Raw genomic sequence first — 17,324 nt, 5'->3', positions numbered from 1 at the left:
ATATGGAAAGAAAGGTTGATATTCAGGAACTCTCGAATTTCTTGATGGATTACACCACGAGTATGATGGGAGTCGGGGTACACACGGCGAGAGCCGTGAGGAGTGTTTCCCGTATTGCCGAGTCGTTCGGGTATGGGATTGACGTGACGATTTTTCAGAAAAATATTACCATGACAATCAAGCATCCGGAAGATTATTCTATCCGGCGAACTTACGTGCGGAAGATTCCTGCCTTGGCGATTAACTTTCAAGTGATTTCTGAGTTAAGTGCCTTGAGCTGGGAGGCTTACGATCATCATCTGTCGTTGGGCGAGTTAACGGCTCATTACCATGAGGTGATGAACGAACCCCGCATTTCCCGTTGGGTGGTGCTGGTTTTGGTTTCCTTGGCCAACGCGGCATTCTGTCGCTTGTTCGGGGGAGACGGGATTGCCATGATGCTGGTTTGTGCTGCGACTTGCGTGGGTTTTTGGGTACGGCAGGAGATGATGAATCGCCACGTGAATCATATGGTCGTTTTCGTTGTATCGGCTTTTATTGCCTCGTTTATTGCCTCGGTCGGGACCTATTTCGGCTGGGGTAAGACCCCGGATATAGCTTTGGCTTCCAGTGTCCTTTATCTGATCCCCGGGGTACCTTTGATTAATTCGATTATTGATATTTTGGGAGGTCATGTGCTGATAGGTATGTCTCGTGCGGTGAATGCGGCGATACTTATAATTTGTATCGCATTGGGGTTGTCGGTAACATTATTAATTTTAGGATTGGATACGCTATGAACTGGGATTTAGTATTATCTGTATTGCTTGATGGAATTTTTGCGGCGATAGCGGCTATTGGTTTTGCCGTGATTTCCAATCCCCCGAGGAAAGCGATTCTTATTTCGGCTTTGTTGGCTGCCGTGGGCCACGCTCTTCGATTTTACTTGTTGAATCACACGGCCTTGGGTTTAATCCCCTCCACGTTATGTGCCTCGTTCACGATCGGTTTGTTCAGTATTTATTTTGCCCGGTTGATTCATTGCCCGGCAGAGGTTTTTTCTTTCCCTTCATTGCTACCCATGATTCCCGGAATGTATGCTTACAAGACAATCTTGGCATTGATCCGTTTCATGAGAACGGAGGATGAGGAAATTCTCCCCAACTTGATTGTAGAGATTTTCCGCAACGGATTGACAACCGCTTTTGTTTTGGCTGTGTTGGCTATCGGGGTGTCATTGCCGCTATTCATTTTCCATAAGCAAGCGATTTCAATGACTCGTTTCCTGCGAAGGAGGAAAGAGTAGAAATGCAGTGAGGTAATGACGGTTACTTGAATCGGGGTTTCTTGTGTGTCTCGTTAGTAAGTTAACGGGAAGTCAACGGATGGGATTGGTTCATTTGTGGGGATGAATCATGAATTCACGATTCAGATATTAACGAGAGTATAGTGCATTCCCGAGGCAAGTTACTGGTAATATACCTGTTTGTCGGTAAAGAGGGGAAAAAGAAAGAGGGAAACTTTCGTTTCCCTCGTGTCGTAATTATTTTTGGAATAATTTGTTCCAGTTTTTGTATTCTCTCTCTTTCCAAGGTCCGTTGTGGTAAACGTAGCTTGCGATAGCGGGAATAACGGTGGTTCCTTCAGCGTAAACCATTTGTTCGTAGGTAACGTCAACTTTACCCCAAGAGCAAGCCTCTTTCAAGGTAGAAGAAGAGCAAGCCCCGTCGCGAACATCGGCCACGGTGATCTGGATGGCGTATTTGTGCATCGGTACGTCGAATCCGAGGATTTCAGCACAAACAACAGTGTCTTGAGCGAAGTTCTTCGGGGTTCCGCCACCTACCATGAACAAGCCGGTTGTTCCTGCCTTGATCTTGATCTGGGTCAATTCGATAAAGTCTTTTACAGAGTCGATCGACACGTGTTTGTCGGGGTGTTCCCATTGGTGTTTACCAATTCCGAATCCTGCACTACAATCAGAGAATGCGGGGCAGAAGATGGGTACTCCACATTCGTAGCAAGTCTGGATCAAGCTGTCTTTCTTCACGGCGTGTCCTTCGTGTAACCATTTACCGATTTCCCAGATAAATTCACGTGATGAATAGGGACGCGGCTCCAAATTGTTAGCGATCTCGTAAGTTGTGTGGTCGCAAGCCTGTAATTCTTCTTCATCGATGAACGTATCGTAAATACGGTCAATGTAAAGTTCTCTTAATTGCATGTCAGGCACATCCTGATGTCCCTTGTAATGTTTGTAGCCAAGGGCCTCGAACAAGTCCATATCGATGATAGACGCACCGGTAGAAACTACCACGTCAACCATTTTGTTACGAACCATATCCACGTAAACCTGCATACATCCGGCAGCACTGGTACTTCCGGCAATGGTAAGAATATTAGTACACTCTTTCTCTCCGACCATCATCATCAGAATATCGGTTGCTCTGGCCGTGTCGCGAGAGGTGAATGACATATCGCGCATCGCGTCGATCAATTGGGTTGAGTCATACGACTTGATGTCGATGTGTTTGATAGTGTCTTTTAATAAATCTTTCTTTTCCATTCTATTTATCTTAAAAATATAAGGTACAATTATGAGGACCTTATTGACTCAATTTCGTCATTTAAAATTATTTCATTGGTTTTGATATTTTATGCTCAATATCTGGTAGATTAGTTTGCTAGCCAAAAAGTCAGATGATTTGTTGACTTCGTTGGGGCAAAGTTCTACCACGTCCAAACCGACAATGTTGTGACGTTCGTTGATCAATTTCAGGAAGTTCAGCACTTCTCTGTAATAGAGTCCGTCCGGTTCCGGGGTTCCTGTAGCCGGAAGGATAGCCGGGTCGAAAACGTCAAGGTCAATCGTGATATACACGTTGTCATGTAATTTTTGGGACACCATGTACATCCAGTTGTTACCTTCTTTGGCATCATGTAAATCGTGAGCATAGAAAATACGGTCCGGCATGATGTTCTCTTTTTCCTCGATAGCGGAGCTTCTGATTCCTACCTGAGCCACGGTTGCCACTTCTTTGGCACGTGCCATGACACAAGCGTGGTTGTGGGTCGATCCTTCGTATTCGCTACGCATATCGGAATGTGCATCCAACTGCAGGACAGAGAACTTTTCATAGTGTTTGGCGAAAGCCCGGAATGCACCGATACTAACGGAATGCTCTCCTCCCAGGATCACCGGGAACTTTTTGTCGGTTAATATCTTGTCAACTTGTTTTTCAACTTCCTGAGACATGGCTTCCGGAGATGAGGCCTCTGTCACCGGTTCCAAGGTTGCGATACCATGAGTATATACTTCGGAATCCGTTTCAATATCGTAGAGTTCCATGTTAGCCGATGCTTCAAGAATTGCATCGGGACCTTTATCTGCCCCTTTCAACCACGTGCTTGTCCCGTCATAAGGTACAGGTAATACTACAATCTCGGCAGTTTCGTATGCCGTAAACTCGCTGTCGAGTCCTCCATAATTTTTATTTTCCATATCTAATTGGGTTTATAGTATTTATAAACTCCTTTCTTTGTAAAAAGGTTTGCAAAACTAACGAATATAATTGAGAATTGAAAATGGAAATTCGAAAATGAAAGACTCATTTCCATGTCATCATTTTCGGTTGTCAATCTGGCTGTTAACGATGTGTTTCATGGACTCCATGGTTTCCGTTTTATTGATATTCATAAGCTCCCGGTTGCGCATAATCCATTTCCCGTTTACCATGCTGGAACGGATGTTTTTGCTGTTGGATGCATAAACGATGGCTGAATACACGTCGTAGATCGGGAGCATATTGCTGGCATCGGCATGAATCACGATCAAGTCGGCTCGTTTCCCGACCTCGAGAGAACCCGTGAGGTGATGAATACCGAGGGCTTTTGCCCCGTTGATCGTGGCCATTCGTAATGCCGTTCGGGCGTTGACGGCTTCCGGGTTGTGGAGGGAGCCTTTGGGAAGGAGGGCCGCGAAGCGCATTTCTTCCACCATATCCAGCGTGTTGTTGCTTGCCGTGCCATCGGTACCGATGCTGACGTTAATGCCCGCTTTCATGTATGTATCCGTGTCGGCGATACCACTGGCCAGTTTTAGATTACTTTTCGGACAGTGGGCAACAGACGTGCGGGTCCGGGCGTATAATTCAATTTCTTTCAGGTTCAGCCAGACGGAATGGGCTGCGATCACGTTCCTGTCCAGTAACCCGATCGAGTAAAGGTATTCGGCCGGGGCCATACCGGTTTGACTCGTGAGGTCTTCCACTTCTTTACGGGTTTCTGCCACGTGGATGTGGAGGGGAATGTTGTATTTTTCAGAGAGTATTTTGGCTTTTTGTAGCGTCTCTTTTGAACAGGTATAGGGAGAATGGGCGCAAATGGTAGGATGAATCAAGCTGTCCCCGTACCATTGTTGAACGAGAGATTCACAGCGAGCTACCCCTTCGTCGACCGTGTGAAAACTCGGTGTCGGAAAGTCGATCAGGGACTCCCCCACGACGGCCCGGATACCCGCTTTCTTGGCTTCCGAGGCGATGATGTCTTCAAAGAAGTACATGTCGTTGAAACACGTGGTTCCCGACTTGATCATCTCGATAAAAGCAAAGCGGGCGGCAACTGCCACGTTTTCCGGGGTCACCATGCGTGCCTCTGCCGGGAAAATATGTTCGTTTAGCCAAGTGTGGAGAGGGAGATCATCGGCATACCCGCGTAACATGGTCATGGGGACGTGAGTATGTGTGTTGATAAATCCGGGCATCACGATCATGCCTTCTGCATCGAAATACTCCGCGTCAGGAGATTCGATTTTTCCTTCTCGAATTTCTTTTATCTGGTTGTCTTCCACCCGGATGGAACCGTTTTTGATCACCTCCATGCCTTCATTCATGGTAATGATACAAGCGTTGAATATAATTGTAGTTGCCATAGTCTTGTTTTTATGCCAAAGTTAGTGATATTTCCGGTTTCGAGGGACAATATGACTGTTTTTCCTGGTATGGCATTTCATTTGTAATAGTGAAATCAAGAGTGATAGCTATAGGTGAGATGGATAGGAGTTTAACTTTAAAATGTGAGATATTATGAAACGTGTAAGTTTAATTTTTCTTTTGCTAGCGGGAGCGTTGTTCTGCGGGTGTAAGGATAAGGTGAAAACAAGTGATTCTGGGGTTGTTGAGGCGAAGTCCACAACAATTGCTGAATCGAGTTCTGTGGATACTTTACGTCATCCCTGTCGGGGATGTCTGGATACGATTACTGAAATCCCGTATGATATTCCGGCACAGCGATTCGATGAAACGGCACAGGCTTTGGCTCATGCCACGGGATGTTTTATCGAGACGGATTTGGCAAAGACGGGTAGCGTGAAAGTAAATGCCGTGAAAGGTAAAATGAGTATCCGGGATGCGATTCGCGTAGCAATTAAAGGTACGAAACTGCAAATCACGGAAGAAAAACCGGATCGTCTGAAAGTAGAGATTGTTGAAGAATAGGCGTTGCAAAAATCATCAGCTCCTTGTTGGGGTTCTCCGGGAGAGCTGATGAAGTCAATCAAAATTATCTTTTACCATTTGTTCTCCGAATAGCCGGACTCGTACTTCCCGGATGCGCTGGTCATAATGTGCGTGGGGGAGTCCTCCTTTTATAGCCATCTGTTTCATCGCCGAGTATTGCTTTATTTCTATTTCTCCCACCCGGCAATCCTGTAAGCTGAATCCTTCTTTTGTTGCTCTTTGGACAAACATTTTATGGGCTCTTTCGAGACAGGCAATCGCCTCGGTACATTGCTGCTGGATGGGGAACCCATCTTTTTCCAAGGTTTCGATCTCTACCAATAGATCGTGCATCCGTTGTTTGTTCTCTTCTTCTGTCATGGTGTGATATTTAATTATTCCTCAGAAAACGGTGTAAACGCTCTTGATAAGAACGCTTGTGTATTTGCTTTCCCGTTTCTATACTTTTGATGATCTGCGGACTCAAACCGGTATAATCTGCCAAATCCTGTTGAGTCAGACCAAGTAAAGCACGACGGTTCTTTAATAAGTTGATAGAAATCCATAGTGCAATATATTTCCCTTTTAGTGCAAATTTACGATAAAAACGGGATAATTCAAATGTTTTTGGACAACCCCAATTTATATCCTAATCTAACCCAGATAAAGTGGTAATCTAATCGAGATAATCTCACTTAACCAGAGCTTATTCGAAGCTTTCACAGAGCTTAAATATTGTGGAATGTGGGAGCTACGTGTAAGCTTCGAGGGTTCTTCGAATAAGTGGGATTATTTGGGAAACTTCTCCTTAGGTTCTCTTTAGATTCTCTACCCCTGCCTAATTAGAGTTTTAACCTCGTAATAACATTGTGATAATACTGTAATAATCTCACGGGACCGTTATACCGTCCTTTCAGCACCATTTCCTGTATATTGGGAATGGGTTATGAAAGGACGATGAAAGAAAGAGGAAAGGTCCAAGGGAGATTATAACTATAGTAAAAGGGGGGCTTATCCCTATTTTATCCCTGTTGATGTTTTCTAATAATAAAAACGGATGAATCATTGATTTTTGTTCACTAATTAGTTATCTTTGTAAAAGCGAAAATACTTGTTATGGCAGAAAAAAGAGAATAAAATGATGAGTAATGATGAATTGAAAGCAATAGGATGTACTCCGATTGAGGATTTAATCACGGAAGATTTTGGTGCTATCGGGACGGAAGAACGTAATGAATTTGAAAATGGTTGTGAGGCATTCATTATAGGGGAACAATTAAAAGCGGAGCGTTTGAAAGCGGGTATGACGCAGGAGCAACTTGCAGCTAAAATAGGAACAAAAAAAAGTTATATTTCCCGTATCGAAAATGGACATGCAGATATTCAGCTTTCCACGTTGTTTAAGATATTTCAAGGGCTTGGACGTAAAATTAGTTTTACTATAATGTAATTTCATAAATTCCTTGTTCCCAAACGAGGTGAGTAGTTTATTACTTCACCATATGCTTCCATAAAATAAGAATCGCCTCCCGGCGTTTGTTATAGACGGTTTGGAGGGCGAGGCCCAAAAGTATATTATCTGGTCCAAGAAAGTCTATCAATGAGCCTCTCTTTCACAACTAGATATGCCTCTTGGGGGTTGAATGAAATCTCCGGTCGCAGTAATAATTGTGAGTCACCAAGGAAATCTGGATCTTGTATTTTCTCCTCCATGTTGAGAATAAATTGTTTGTAGGTGGGTGGCTGTTGTACTGTAAACCTCATATACTTGTGATAGCAGCGAATCACGTCATCTGGATTTACATCCGTTTGTTTTAATGCAACGTACAGATCAAATAAATCACGCCCTTTTTTTCGTTGATAGAGCGCACGTAATTTCGTCCCCAATAATTCAGCAAATTGGTAGGTAGTAATCTTACAGGAACCGGAAAACCATTTATTTCCGACCGAGAAAGGAACTTCTACCAGGCCCATTTCAGTGAAATGCTCAAAGCAGTTTATCTCCAGTTTCAAACGAATCGGCATGACGGGAGGTATTTCGGATTCCATACGAAATAGCATGGTGTTATTATATCGTTTCTGTTTTGTTACTTTATTTGGCATAAAATCAAGAACTTCGCCTAGTCGGGACATGATGGATTTTATGGGGCCGGCAGTTATTTGTACCAGATCAATATCTTCACTATATCGAGGCTGGGGGGAAAGATATAATTTATGAAGAGCCGTACCTCCACGGAAAGCCAGTTGATTTCGCAGAAAGTTATCGTTAAAAATAGCCACGAGGCAACGTGAAATCAGTAAATCCTGTTCCACTTGAGCATTGTCCGTCCAAGGTACTTGTGCGCCCCATTCTTGTATCGCTGATCTGTTTATCATATATCGTCTATTTCTATTGTTTGATTAATAATAATTTTCCATTTGTTGTTTCGTTTGTTTCCACGGATGGGCAGACAATGTGCAAGAGGTGTATAGCCGAGCTTTTTGTTTAGTAGACATAATTGCTGATACAGCATCTCGGCCTGTTTTGTCTCTTCCAGTATGTAATCCAATATATATCCGAGTCGTTGAATCGATGTTAATGAGGCTGTCTGAAATAAAGTATTTGAGTTTTTGGAGAAGTCGATAGTTTCTACTAATTCAGAAAGAACTGTGGCGGCAACGGACAATCCTCCTATCTGATGCTCGAATTGTACGAGGTCAACAGCTGTCAATTCAGCTGATGAATAATGAATTATCCCGGTTTCGGAATTCTTGCTGCAAAGTAAATTTTCGGGAATATCTTTTCTATAATTCCAAACGATAAGGTTGTTTTTCCGTGCAGATGTTGTTACCACGGGGCGTAAAGTCGTGACAGAGAAGCGTTGAGGGCGCTGGTGGGCTGCACCATGAATCTCCGCTGCACTGAGTAAACTGATATAATAAGGTTTAGCGAGATATTCCATCAGTTGGTCGATATAATAAGTGGGGGGGACGATACCACGAACTGAATATTGTATCGGAATCACGGTATAAAAGCTTTTGTAAACTGATTGGATAATTTTTTGCCTTGACAGACGGTACAACTCGTTCATGATATGTTGTTCGGGCATGTCACTAAAATTGACTTTTACATCTCGATATGAGAATGTGGGCTTACCAAGACTTTCTTGTTGTTTTATCCAATTTCTTATAGTCATATCAATATAATTTGTTGTAAAGATAATCATTTTTTGATTAGGGTTGCAATAAATTATAGACAATTACTTCACCATATGTTTCCGCAAAATAAGAACTGCCTCTCGGCGTTTGTTGTAGACGGTTTGGAGGGCGAGGCCCAGTTTCGTGGCGATCTCTTCGGGTTTCCAGCCTTCGAGGTACATGCGGATAACCGTGGCGTGATCATCGGGTAGGAATTTTAGTGATTCATACAAGGAATGGAATAGTTCCACTTGCTCGATGTCTTCCGAAAATTCGTTTTCGACTTTACTTTCCAGTTCGAAACGTTGCTGGTATCCCAGATGCTTGATTTTATTCTTGTAGGCATTCTTCAATGCGATAAAGCAGAATGTTTTGATGTAAGGGAGTGACGGGAATTGAACGGATTCCCGGAGCCATATATCGGTGAAAATATCTTGTATAACGTCTTCTGCCGGAAGATTCAACGGGTTGAAAATATGGGTCGCGTATAGGTATAATTCTCTATATATCATTCGATAAACGATACTAAAGGCTTTCGGGTTTCGCCGATTAAAAGATTCCAAAAGGATAATATCGTTCTGTTTTGACATACATCCAATATAGATTTATTTGTGCAAATGTAAATCTTTTTTGAAAAAAATCACTTTTCTACGGTAGTTTTTCCTGTTTCAGTTTATATATGTGTAAAAAGATATAGACATGAAGACTGAAAAAGATATAGAAGAAATGCTGGATAACGTGAAAATCCCTTCGGATGAAGAGGTTGAGGCCGCAGGAGTACGATTCGATCGGCGGCTGCGTCGTGTGAGAATGTGCCGTCGGATCATTTGGAGCGGGAGTTCCGTGGCGGCGGTGCTGTGTTGTGGACTCGTGTTTGCTTCGTTGTGGGTACATGAAAAGGAAGAAGTGCCTGAGGCGACAAAAGTGGTCAGCGTGATCAAGATGGATCACGAGTTTGCCGTGCCGACCTTGATTCTGGCGGACGGGAACAGTTTGAACCTGAAAGAGAAAAAGATGGATTCCGTTGTTCAGAAATCGAACATTCAGATTGCGAATAACCATATCACGTATGATACGGTAAGGACTGCTCGCGAAATTGCGTACAACACTCTAATCATTCCTGCCGGGTTCACGTATAACGTGACGCTTGCTGATGGGACAGAGGTAACGTTGAATGCCGGGAGTCGCTTGAAATACCCGGAAGAGTTTGTCGGGGATTTGCGGGAGGTGGAATTGTCGGGAGAGGCTTATTTTAACGTGACGAAGTCGGGGCAGCCGTTCGTGGTAAATATTGACAGTTCTAAAATTCGGGTTTACGGGACCCGGTTTAACGTGAAGGGACGCCAGCAAAAGACGGTCGAGACCGTGTTGATCGAGGGGAAGATTGGTTTTAAATCTCCCGGTCGTGATGAGATTCAAGTCATTCCCGGAGAACAGGTCGCTTATAACGTGGGGTCCGGTGATATTAAAGTGGAACGTGTGGACGTGCAATATGCCACGGCGTGGCTGGATAACGTGTTCCGCTATCGGGACAAGCCTTTGGATCTCGTGCTGGAAGATATTTCAACTTGGTACGGGGTCGAGTTCGAGACCCGGACGGAATTAGCCCGGATTGAAGTAACCATGAATTTGAGTAAAGAAACTCCGATTGATGAGGTAATTCAATTCCTTGAAGAAATGACGGATTGTAAATTTATAAAAGAAAGGGGGCATTACATCGTGAAGTAAAAAACAACAAGTAAAAAAATTATCCCGCTAGGCAGGATAATTTAGGGTAAAATCGCTATCGTATAAAATTGAGCCTTTATCCATAGCGACCATCAAACAGTAAAGTGAATTTACTATTTAATTAAATTAGTACGACAAATTTATGCAAAAAAATCACATGGGCGGTATCTCTATCGCTAAAAAAATTGTGTTGTATATATTCTTGGTATTTACGACACTAGGAGCTATACCTAGGGACACGTACGGGGCGACATCTTGTGTGTTTCAGGTCATCCAGAAGAAAGTAACCATTTCGATGAAAAATGCCACGCTGGAGACCATTCTTGCCGAGATTAATCGGCAGACGGGTATTGATTACGGTTTCCAAAGTAACGGGGCGGTGGACAAAAACCGACACTTCACCTTGGAAGTAAAAGATGTTACCGTGGACGAGGCTTTAAAAACATTGTTGAAAGACAGTCCCTATGATTATGTTCTCGAAAAGAATCGGGTCGTGATCGTGGTTAAGGAGGCAAAACCGGTACAGTTGGTAGCCGTAACCGGGCGGGTTGTGGATGAAAAAGGGAATCCTATTCCCGGGGCCACGGTGCTTATCCAAGGAACGACCCAAGGGGTGGCCACGGATACCGAGGGACGTTACACGATCAATACCCGGCCGGAGGATGCCTTGCGGGTTTCTTTCATTGGTTACAAGACAGAAGTCGTACCGCTCAAAGGGAAAACGAAATTAAACGTTCGTTTGAATCCCACGGCTGAGAATATCGAGGAGGTAACCGTTGTGGCTTTCGGGGAGCAAAAGAAAGAGAGCGTGGTTTCGGCAATCACTACCGTGGATGCAAGAACCTTGAAATCTTCAAGTAGTGACTTGACTTCCCAGTTTGCCGGGAAAATCGCCGGTATCGTGGGATGGCAAACGGGAGGTATTCCCGGTGCGTTGACGGAAGAAGAAATGAATACCAAATTCTACATTCGTGGTATTACTTCTTTCCAAACGGATGCCAATATTGACCCTTTGATCTTGATTGACGGGGTAGAGTCGTCTAAGCTGGATCTTTCCCGTATGACACCGGAAGATATTGAAACTTTCAGTGTGATGAAAGATGCATCGGCAACTGCCATGTATGGAGCCCGCGGGGCAAACGGAGTAATTTTGATTACCACGAAAAAAGGACAGGAAGGTAGTGTTTACACTTCTGTTCGTTACGAGGCAGTATTGAGTATGCCGACAAGGGAGATAGAGGTGGTAGACCCGATCAATTACATGAAGATGTACAACCAGGCATTACTTGCACGTAATCCGGATGCCACTCCGCAGTATAGCGTGGAGCGTATCGAGCGTACAGGGTCAGATAAATATCCTTCTTGGGTGTATCCGGCGAACGACTGGTACAACATCATGTTCCATGATTACTCCATCAATCACCGTGCCGGGTTAAATATGCGGGGAGGTTCTCGATTGGTGCAGTATTATGCTTCTGTTAACTATGTACGGGATGAGGGTATGTTGAAAACCGACCGTCTGAACCAGTTCAAATGTAATATTGAAAACAATACTTTTTCTTTCCGTACGAACCTGAATATTGACTTGAGTGCCGGGATTCGTTTGAATATAAACACTTCAGCAAATTTGGATAAATACCGTGGCCCTTATGCTGATGTTTCGGAGGCTTATTATTTGGCATTTAATGCCTCTCCGGTAGATTTTGCCCCGACTTACCCTGCCGATGAATCATCTAACTGGCCGCATCTTCGTTTTGGTGCCGTGGATCAACAGACTGTAAATCCTTATTTGATATTGCATCAGGGATACAAGGATCGTCGTCGCTACTCGGCTGTGGCTCGTGCGGAGTATATACATAATCTTTCGACTCTTCTCAAGGGTTTGGAATTACGAGCTTCCGTTTCGATAAATCAAACCGGGTACTATGCGAATGCTTATAAAACACAACCTTATATGTATTCTCTGAAAAACTATGATTTTGAAACTGGAGTACATCAGTTGAATGCTTTGAATAGTACTGAAGCCTCAAGGACATTGGCAAAAGATACTGATCCTCAACATACCAATAGCGCTCAATCCACGCAGATGAGTTACGAGGTACGGGGTTTGCACGTGGCAGCTTGGGGTGAACATCAGACCAGCTTGACAGTTGTGTTGAATGCCCAAGAGACTACCACATCTCAAACCGCATCCGTGTTAGATGGTATCCCGAATCGGAATTTGGGTTTGTCCATGCGCGGGACCTACGGGTTTAGGGACAAATATTTTGCGGAGGCCAGTTTCGGGTATAACGGGTCTGAACGTTTTGCTAAAGATCACCAATTTGGTTTTTTCCCCGCATTAGGTGGTGCTTGGATTGCTTCCAAGGAGAGATTTCTTGCCGATCACACAGCTCATTGGCTTTCTTTCTTGAAATTCCGTTTCTCGTGGGGTAAGGTTGGAAATGATGGTGTAATTAAATCCCCTCGCTTTACTCACCTACCGTTGTTGGATAATGATAGTGGTCTAGATCCTTCTCCTAGTGGAAACTCCTTGACGAGACCTTATGTTGCTTCTTATCCCAATGAAAAACTTACGTGGGAAATCGCTGAACAAAGCAATATTGGTATCGAAACCAAGTTCTTTGGAGGAATCGTGGAGCTTAATGCCGACATTTATCAAGAAGTTCGTCATAATATCTTGGACTATCGCTACACGATGCCGTCTACTACCGGATTGGAAAAACCACAATTAGGTAACGTGGGTAAGGCTCGCTCTCGGGGTATTGATCTTTCAGGTAAAGTACAACATGCCTTTACGCCGGATCTTTGGATGATTTTGAACGGTACGTTCACGTATAGCAAGGCTACTTACAGGAAGATCGAGGAAGCGACGAGTAAACCGGCATGGCAGCGGAGAGAGGGACATGAACTGTCACAACAGATTGGTTACATTGCCGAAGGTCTTTTCCGCGATCAAGCGGAGATCAATAATTCGCCTACCCAAGGAGGTGACATCATGCCGGGGGATATCCGCTACCGTGATATAAACGAGGATGGCGTGATCGATGTGAATGATGCCACGTACATTGGGTTCCCGACTACTCCTCGGGTAATCTACGGGTTTAGTGGATTCTTCAACTTCAAGAACATCGAATTTAGCTTTGCTTTCCAAGGATCTGGGAAACGGGCTTTCTTTATGAGTCCCACGAAAATTAGCCCGTTCGTGGATAACCGGGCCATGTTGAAGGCTATTTATGATGATCACTGGAGTGCCGATAACATGAAGGAACGTCCTTTCTGGCCACGTCTTTCCACGCAATCGATCACCGTGCATAACCCGCAGGAAGCATGGACAGGATCAGAACAAAGAAGGTCAACCTATTTCATGCGAGAATGTAGTTTCCTACGTTGTACCTCTATTGAACTGGCTTATAATCTTCCACAAGAGTTTTTGCGCAGGTTGAAAATGCAAAGCGTGAAATTTTACGCTCGTGTCAACAACCCCTTCTTAATCACGAACTTCAAAATATGGGACGTGGAATTGGGGGACGATGGTTTTAATTATCCGATCCAGCGTACTTGGTCGGTTGGATTGAACCTGAGTTTCTAATTTAAATATATGTAGCAATGAAAAAATATTTATTATCAATACTTTGTGGCATTCTTCTGCTTCCCGGGTGTAATTACCTTGACATGGTGCCGGAGAAAGACATTGAAACGATTGAATCACTTTTTGAGCAGCGCACGAAAGTTGAGAATTGGTGGAAAGGGCTTTACTCCGAGTTGAACCGTATATTTGCCGATTTTAGGGTTAATACGGCTTATCTTGGAGCGGATGAATTTGTAACTTGTCAGGCGTTGTATAATTCAACTCTGTATAATCTCGATGGGCTAAAGATCGCTGATGGTCTTCAGATGTCTCAGAATCCTTACGGGTCAATCTGGTACAGGATGTATGTTGTTATTCGCAACTGTAATATTTTCCTTGAAAATGTAGACCATACCTACAATATGAGCGAGGAAGATCGCAACTGGTGGAAGGCAGACGTGAAAGCAGTGAAAGCGTATGTCTATTTCGAATTAGTGCGTCGTTATGGGCCTATTTGTTTGATTCCACAGAATATGCCGGTAGATTTGCCGGTGAAAGATTATCAATTACCTCGTCAACATGTGGACACTTGTTTCAAGGAGATCATTAATTTGTTGGATGAGTCCATGGAATACGTGCCCAAACATAGTCAAAGAATATCCAATTACGGCCATACGTTCAGCCTTGAAGCGGTGTATGCGCTGAAAGCAAAAGTGCTGCTTTATGCTGCCTCTCCTCTTTTCAACGGGAATGCGTTTTATTCCGACTTCAAGAACAAGGATGGGGAATTGCTTTTTAATTCCACTTATGATCGGAATAAATGGTTATTAGCCGCAGAAGCTGCCGATAAAGCGGCTGAAATGTGTGAAGAAGGTGGACGGGCTTTGATCTCGGGAACAACCGTGAAAAAGACTGATTTGTTGAATAAAATGTCTGATATAGAGACTATGACATTTTCTCGTTTCACCAATTCAGAATACTTGTTGGAATGGAAATATCCGTCTACATTTCACCAATTTTTCCTGCCGCGGTTGGTTGGTGATGATGATAATTTTGATTCTCAGGCGTTAGGTTGCCTCTCTCCATCCATGAAGATGGTGGAAATGTACTACACGTCGAACGGGTTACCTATTGACGCTGATATTACATGGAGTTATAATAATCGCTATAAATTGGGATCAGAGAGTAGTCCCGTGTACGAGGGTGTCATCCCGATGAATACCGACGTGGTGAATCTTCATCTTCGTCGTGAGCCCCGATTCTATGCCTCTATCGCCGGAGACCGGATGTACTGGCAGCGTGGGACGAACACGGCTGACAAAGATTATAACTTGCTTGTGCGGGCTCACAAGGGAGAAGAACCATGGGGAACACAATATGACTTTATTGTCAGTAATTCATGGCAAAACATTAACGGTTACTGGTTGAAAAAACATTTGTTCTCGTGGTACAATACTTTGGGATATTCCAATAATCTGCAAGGAAATGAGACTGCTGCCATTATTCGTTTGGCCGAAGTCTACTTGATGCAGGCAGAGGCTTGGAATGAATACTTGGATCAGCCGGATAGCCGGGTGTATGATCCACTGGATAAGGTTCGCGAACGTGCCGGAATTTTGCCTGTAAGGGAGGCTTGGGGAAATTATTCCAACAATCCGACAAAAGTAACCACAAAAGTCGGAATGCGGGATATTATTCATCAAGAGTATGGTATTGAGTTCGCTTTTGAGGGGCATCGTTACTGGGATCTTCGCCGTTGGCTGACAGCTCATCAGACGATGAACGAAAAACAATACGGTTGGAATGTTATTGGAACCACAGATCAGGCGTTCTACAACTATGAGACAGGTCCGGTTGTGGTGTGGAGCAGCAATAAGTTTATTGCCCCGCGAGATTATCTTGATCCGTTTGATGCAGAAGAGATTCTGATTTCTGGAATGGTGCAGAACCCGGGATGGGGTGGTAGATAATTGATGGATTTACGATTGTAGATTGTAAATTTTAATCCTTAAAAAAGATAGAATGATGAAAAATACCATTTTCTTATTATTATTTGTGTTCGCTTTGTTTGCCTGCGAGGACGATAATTCGGTTTTCGAACCATCGACGGAAGGACTGGAAATTAAGTTTACTCCGGTTGCAGGTGGGGCGATGATGCATTACAGCCTGCCGAATGACAGTGACATCTTTGCCATGAATATCCGTTACAAGGACTGGCAAGGATTGGATGTATTGAAAGCCTGTGGATATAGTGGTGACTCGGTGTTGTTGGACGGTTTCACCAGAAGTCAGGAGGGAATCAATGCTTGGATCTCTTTCGTTAACAAGAATAGCGAAGAATCGGCAGCGGTGGAATATCAATTTTCAACGCTGGACAGTGCGCCTTGGTCTTTTTTCGAAGATCTGAACGTAAGAGCTTCGTGGAACGGTTTTCAGGTGATTTACAAAAGTCCTTCAATAGTTACCGGGATGGTTCATGTTTTTTACTTGGGAACAAATCCGCTGACACAGAAGGAAGACACGATTCTGATGAGTAGTTTCCCGATTACGCAAAAAGGAGACACGCTTAATTTTATACAGAAACAAGAAAGAACGAAGAATACCGTCATTGTCCGCACGGAGGATTTTCACGGTTTCCGTGTAAGACAGGAAATTTATCCGGACATTGATGCTTTCCGGACAGAACAATGGCAGATGTCTGCGAACGATTTCAATGATTTCGGTATGTCAAGGGAAAGTGCTAAGGCCAAGACGGGAGTGGAATATCTGTTTGACGGGGACTTGAAAGGTGTGGAGCGTTTGATCGCTTCTGCTTATGAAGACAAGGATGCACGTACGGGGACGGAAGTTTATGGAGCTTATCTTGCCGGTCCTTACGCTTACGAAAAACCGATGGTTCTTGACTTGAAGGAAGAGAAAATTCCGGCGTGGATTCGTATTTATTGTCTTTATCCTATGTTTGGTAATCATGCAGTTAGTCCTGCCACTTGGGGGAACGTGTGGATTGGTTCTTACGAAGACAAGGTGCCGTGTCGAATATCGGTATATGGTAATAGCACATCTTCGGATCCGGATGACGAAGGATGGGTTTTCTTAGGACAGTTAAATCAGGATCCCAAGCGTGAGGCTGTACAAAAACGTTGGTCACGTCTTACAACGGATCTTACGTTGGCTCCTAAGGACGTGGAAGATCTGGAAACGAGAGACCCGATTTACGTGGATATTCAATTCCCTCCTGTGAACAACAAGTATCGTTACTTGAAAGTGTTGGTACACGACACGTTTGACGTGTCGAAGGAAGACGGGATAAATCGTAATTTGCAAGAGTATTTTACGTTACAGGAACTGGAAGTTTATGTGAAAAAGGATTAAGC

General features: G+C 43.8%; 16 protein-coding genes. 8 read left to right on the top strand and 8 right to left on the bottom strand.

Annotated features, from left to right (window positions below):
* Window positions 1-2 precede the first annotated feature (2 nt).
* Both I2I33_RS00945 and I2I33_RS00940 read left to right on the top strand, forming a co-directional pair.
* Window positions 3-779 carry a threonine/serine exporter ThrE family protein gene (locus I2I33_RS00945; RefSeq protein ID WP_118304569.1) on the top strand — a complete coding sequence of 259 codons (777 nt, stop codon included), beginning with the start codon at window positions 3-5 and terminating at the stop codon, window positions 777-779.
* Window positions 776-1,285, top strand: coding sequence for a threonine/serine exporter family protein (locus I2I33_RS00940; protein WP_087419086.1), 510 nt, complete (start codon window positions 776-778; stop codon window positions 1,283-1,285). The genes I2I33_RS00945 and I2I33_RS00940 overlap by 4 nt, the downstream gene beginning before the upstream one ends.
* Window positions 1,286-1,522: 237 nt before the next feature.
* On the opposite strand, the gene I2I33_RS00935 is transcribed toward I2I33_RS00940, so the two are convergent.
* The 3 genes from I2I33_RS00935 to I2I33_RS00925 form a co-directional block, all read right to left on the bottom strand.
* A complete protein-coding gene (locus I2I33_RS00935) occupies window positions 1,523-2,545 on the bottom strand; it encodes a 1,9-bis(guanidino)-5-aza-nonane synthase (RefSeq protein ID WP_087419085.1) in 1,023 nt (340 codons plus the stop codon).
* A gap of 72 nt (window positions 2,546-2,617) precedes the next feature.
* Window positions 2,618-3,481 carry an agmatinase gene (gene speB, locus I2I33_RS00930; RefSeq protein WP_087419084.1) on the bottom strand — a complete coding sequence of 288 codons (864 nt, stop codon included), beginning with the start codon at window positions 3,479-3,481 and terminating at the stop codon, window positions 2,618-2,620.
* 120 nt (window positions 3,482-3,601) lie between these two features.
* Entirely contained in the window at window positions 3,602-4,909 is a 1,308-nt protein-coding gene (locus I2I33_RS00925; protein ID WP_229128142.1) for an amidohydrolase family protein, read from the bottom strand.
* A gap of 154 nt (window positions 4,910-5,063) precedes the next feature.
* On the opposite strand from I2I33_RS00925, the gene I2I33_RS00920 reads away from it, so the two are divergent.
* Window positions 5,064-5,474 carry a hypothetical protein gene (locus tag I2I33_RS00920; protein ID WP_118304568.1) on the top strand — a complete coding sequence of 137 codons (411 nt, stop codon included), beginning with the start codon at window positions 5,064-5,066 and terminating at the stop codon, window positions 5,472-5,474.
* 54 nt (window positions 5,475-5,528) lie between these two features.
* Here I2I33_RS00920 and I2I33_RS00915 read toward each other — a convergent pair whose 3' ends face one another.
* Together I2I33_RS00915 and I2I33_RS20515 are read right to left on the bottom strand one after the other, a co-directional pair.
* Window positions 5,529-5,855: a hypothetical protein gene (locus tag I2I33_RS00915; protein WP_087419083.1), complete on the bottom strand. Its 327-nt coding sequence runs from the start codon at window positions 5,853-5,855 to the stop codon at window positions 5,529-5,531.
* Window positions 5,856-5,865: 10 nt separating this feature from the next.
* The gene (locus I2I33_RS20515) at window positions 5,866-6,030 is read right to left on the bottom strand and encodes a helix-turn-helix transcriptional regulator (protein WP_368660536.1); all 165 of its coding nucleotides are present in this window, start codon (window positions 6,028-6,030) and stop codon (window positions 5,866-5,868) included.
* 582 nt (window positions 6,031-6,612) lie between these two features.
* Here I2I33_RS20515 and I2I33_RS00905 point away from each other — a divergent pair.
* Window positions 6,613-6,924, top strand: coding sequence for a helix-turn-helix domain-containing protein (locus tag I2I33_RS00905; protein WP_229128141.1), 312 nt, complete (start codon window positions 6,613-6,615; stop codon window positions 6,922-6,924).
* Window positions 6,925-7,049: 125 nt separating this feature from the next.
* Here I2I33_RS00905 and I2I33_RS00900 read toward each other — a convergent pair whose 3' ends face one another.
* From I2I33_RS00900 to I2I33_RS00890, 3 genes are all read right to left on the bottom strand, one after another.
* Complete coding sequence (locus I2I33_RS00900) at window positions 7,050-7,850, bottom strand: nucleotidyl transferase AbiEii/AbiGii toxin family protein (protein WP_087419081.1); 801 nt, start codon at window positions 7,848-7,850, stop codon at window positions 7,050-7,052.
* Window positions 7,847-8,563: a type IV toxin-antitoxin system AbiEi family antitoxin gene (locus tag I2I33_RS00895; protein WP_317193304.1), complete on the bottom strand. Its 717-nt coding sequence runs from the start codon at window positions 8,561-8,563 to the stop codon at window positions 7,847-7,849. The genes I2I33_RS00900 and I2I33_RS00895 overlap by 4 nt, the downstream gene beginning before the upstream one ends.
* Before the next feature lie 150 nt (window positions 8,564-8,713).
* Window positions 8,714-9,241 (bottom strand): RNA polymerase sigma factor, encoded by a 528-nt coding sequence (locus I2I33_RS00890; RefSeq protein ID WP_195666711.1) that lies wholly within the window; start codon window positions 9,239-9,241, stop codon window positions 8,714-8,716.
* A 109-nt stretch (window positions 9,242-9,350) separates the two neighbouring features.
* On the opposite strand from I2I33_RS00890, the gene I2I33_RS00885 reads away from it, so the two are divergent.
* The 4 genes from I2I33_RS00885 (at window position 9,351) to I2I33_RS00870 (ending at window position 17,322) form a co-directional block, all read left to right on the top strand.
* A complete protein-coding gene (locus I2I33_RS00885) occupies window positions 9,351-10,379 on the top strand; it encodes a FecR family protein (protein WP_195666710.1) in 1,029 nt (342 codons plus the stop codon).
* A gap of 142 nt (window positions 10,380-10,521) precedes the next feature.
* Window positions 10,522-13,971, top strand: coding sequence for a SusC/RagA family TonB-linked outer membrane protein (locus I2I33_RS00880; protein ID WP_229128140.1), 3,450 nt, complete (start codon window positions 10,522-10,524; stop codon window positions 13,969-13,971).
* A gap of 17 nt (window positions 13,972-13,988) precedes the next feature.
* Entirely contained in the window at window positions 13,989-15,920 is a 1,932-nt protein-coding gene (locus I2I33_RS00875) for a RagB/SusD family nutrient uptake outer membrane protein (RefSeq protein WP_087419078.1), read from the top strand.
* Window positions 15,921-15,975: 55 nt separating this feature from the next.
* Entirely contained in the window at window positions 15,976-17,322 is a 1,347-nt protein-coding gene (locus I2I33_RS00870) for a DUF4959 domain-containing protein (RefSeq protein ID WP_195666709.1), read from the top strand.
* Window positions 17,323-17,324: the final 2 nt, after the last annotated feature.

Origin of the sequence: Butyricimonas sp. BSD2780061689_150309_C8, assembly GCF_015560935.1 — a bacterium.
Classification (GTDB): domain Bacteria; phylum Bacteroidota; class Bacteroidia; order Bacteroidales; family Marinifilaceae; genus Butyricimonas; species Butyricimonas paravirosa.
This window is presented reverse-complemented; position numbering and strand designations above follow the sequence as displayed.

Coding starts and splice junctions, on each gene's coding strand:
- I2I33_RS00875 (WP_087419078.1), top strand. CDS start 13,989: ATGAAAAAATATTTATTATCAATACTTTGTGGCATTCTTCTGCTTCCC.
- I2I33_RS00880 (WP_229128140.1), top strand. CDS start 10,522: ATGCAAAAAAATCACATGGGCGGTATCTCTATCGCTAAAAAAATTGTG.
- I2I33_RS00920 (WP_118304568.1), top strand. CDS start 5,064: ATGAAACGTGTAAGTTTAATTTTTCTTTTGCTAGCGGGAGCGTTGTTC.
- I2I33_RS00885 (WP_195666710.1), top strand. CDS start 9,351: ATGAAGACTGAAAAAGATATAGAAGAAATGCTGGATAACGTGAAAATC.
- speB (WP_087419084.1), bottom strand. CDS start 3,481: ATGGAAAATAAAAATTATGGAGGACTCGACAGCGAGTTTACGGCATAC.
- I2I33_RS00940 (WP_087419086.1), top strand. CDS start 776: ATGAACTGGGATTTAGTATTATCTGTATTGCTTGATGGAATTTTTGCG.
- I2I33_RS00890 (WP_195666711.1), bottom strand. CDS start 9,241: ATGTCAAAACAGAACGATATTATCCTTTTGGAATCTTTTAATCGGCGA.
- I2I33_RS00915 (WP_087419083.1), bottom strand. CDS start 5,855: ATGACAGAAGAAGAGAACAAACAACGGATGCACGATCTATTGGTAGAG.
- I2I33_RS00900 (WP_087419081.1), bottom strand. CDS start 7,850: ATGATAAACAGATCAGCGATACAAGAATGGGGCGCACAAGTACCTTGG.
- I2I33_RS00935 (WP_087419085.1), bottom strand. CDS start 2,545: ATGGAAAAGAAAGATTTATTAAAAGACACTATCAAACACATCGACATC.
- I2I33_RS00925 (WP_229128142.1), bottom strand. CDS start 4,909: ATGGCAACTACAATTATATTCAACGCTTGTATCATTACCATGAATGAA.
- I2I33_RS00870 (WP_195666709.1), top strand. CDS start 15,976: ATGAAAAATACCATTTTCTTATTATTATTTGTGTTCGCTTTGTTTGCC.
- I2I33_RS00895 (WP_317193304.1), bottom strand. CDS start 8,563: ATGCCCGAACAACATATCATGAACGAGTTGTACCGTCTGTCAAGGCAA.
- I2I33_RS00945 (WP_118304569.1), top strand. CDS start 3: ATGGAAAGAAAGGTTGATATTCAGGAACTCTCGAATTTCTTGATGGAT.
- I2I33_RS00905 (WP_229128141.1), top strand. CDS start 6,613: ATGATGAGTAATGATGAATTGAAAGCAATAGGATGTACTCCGATTGAG.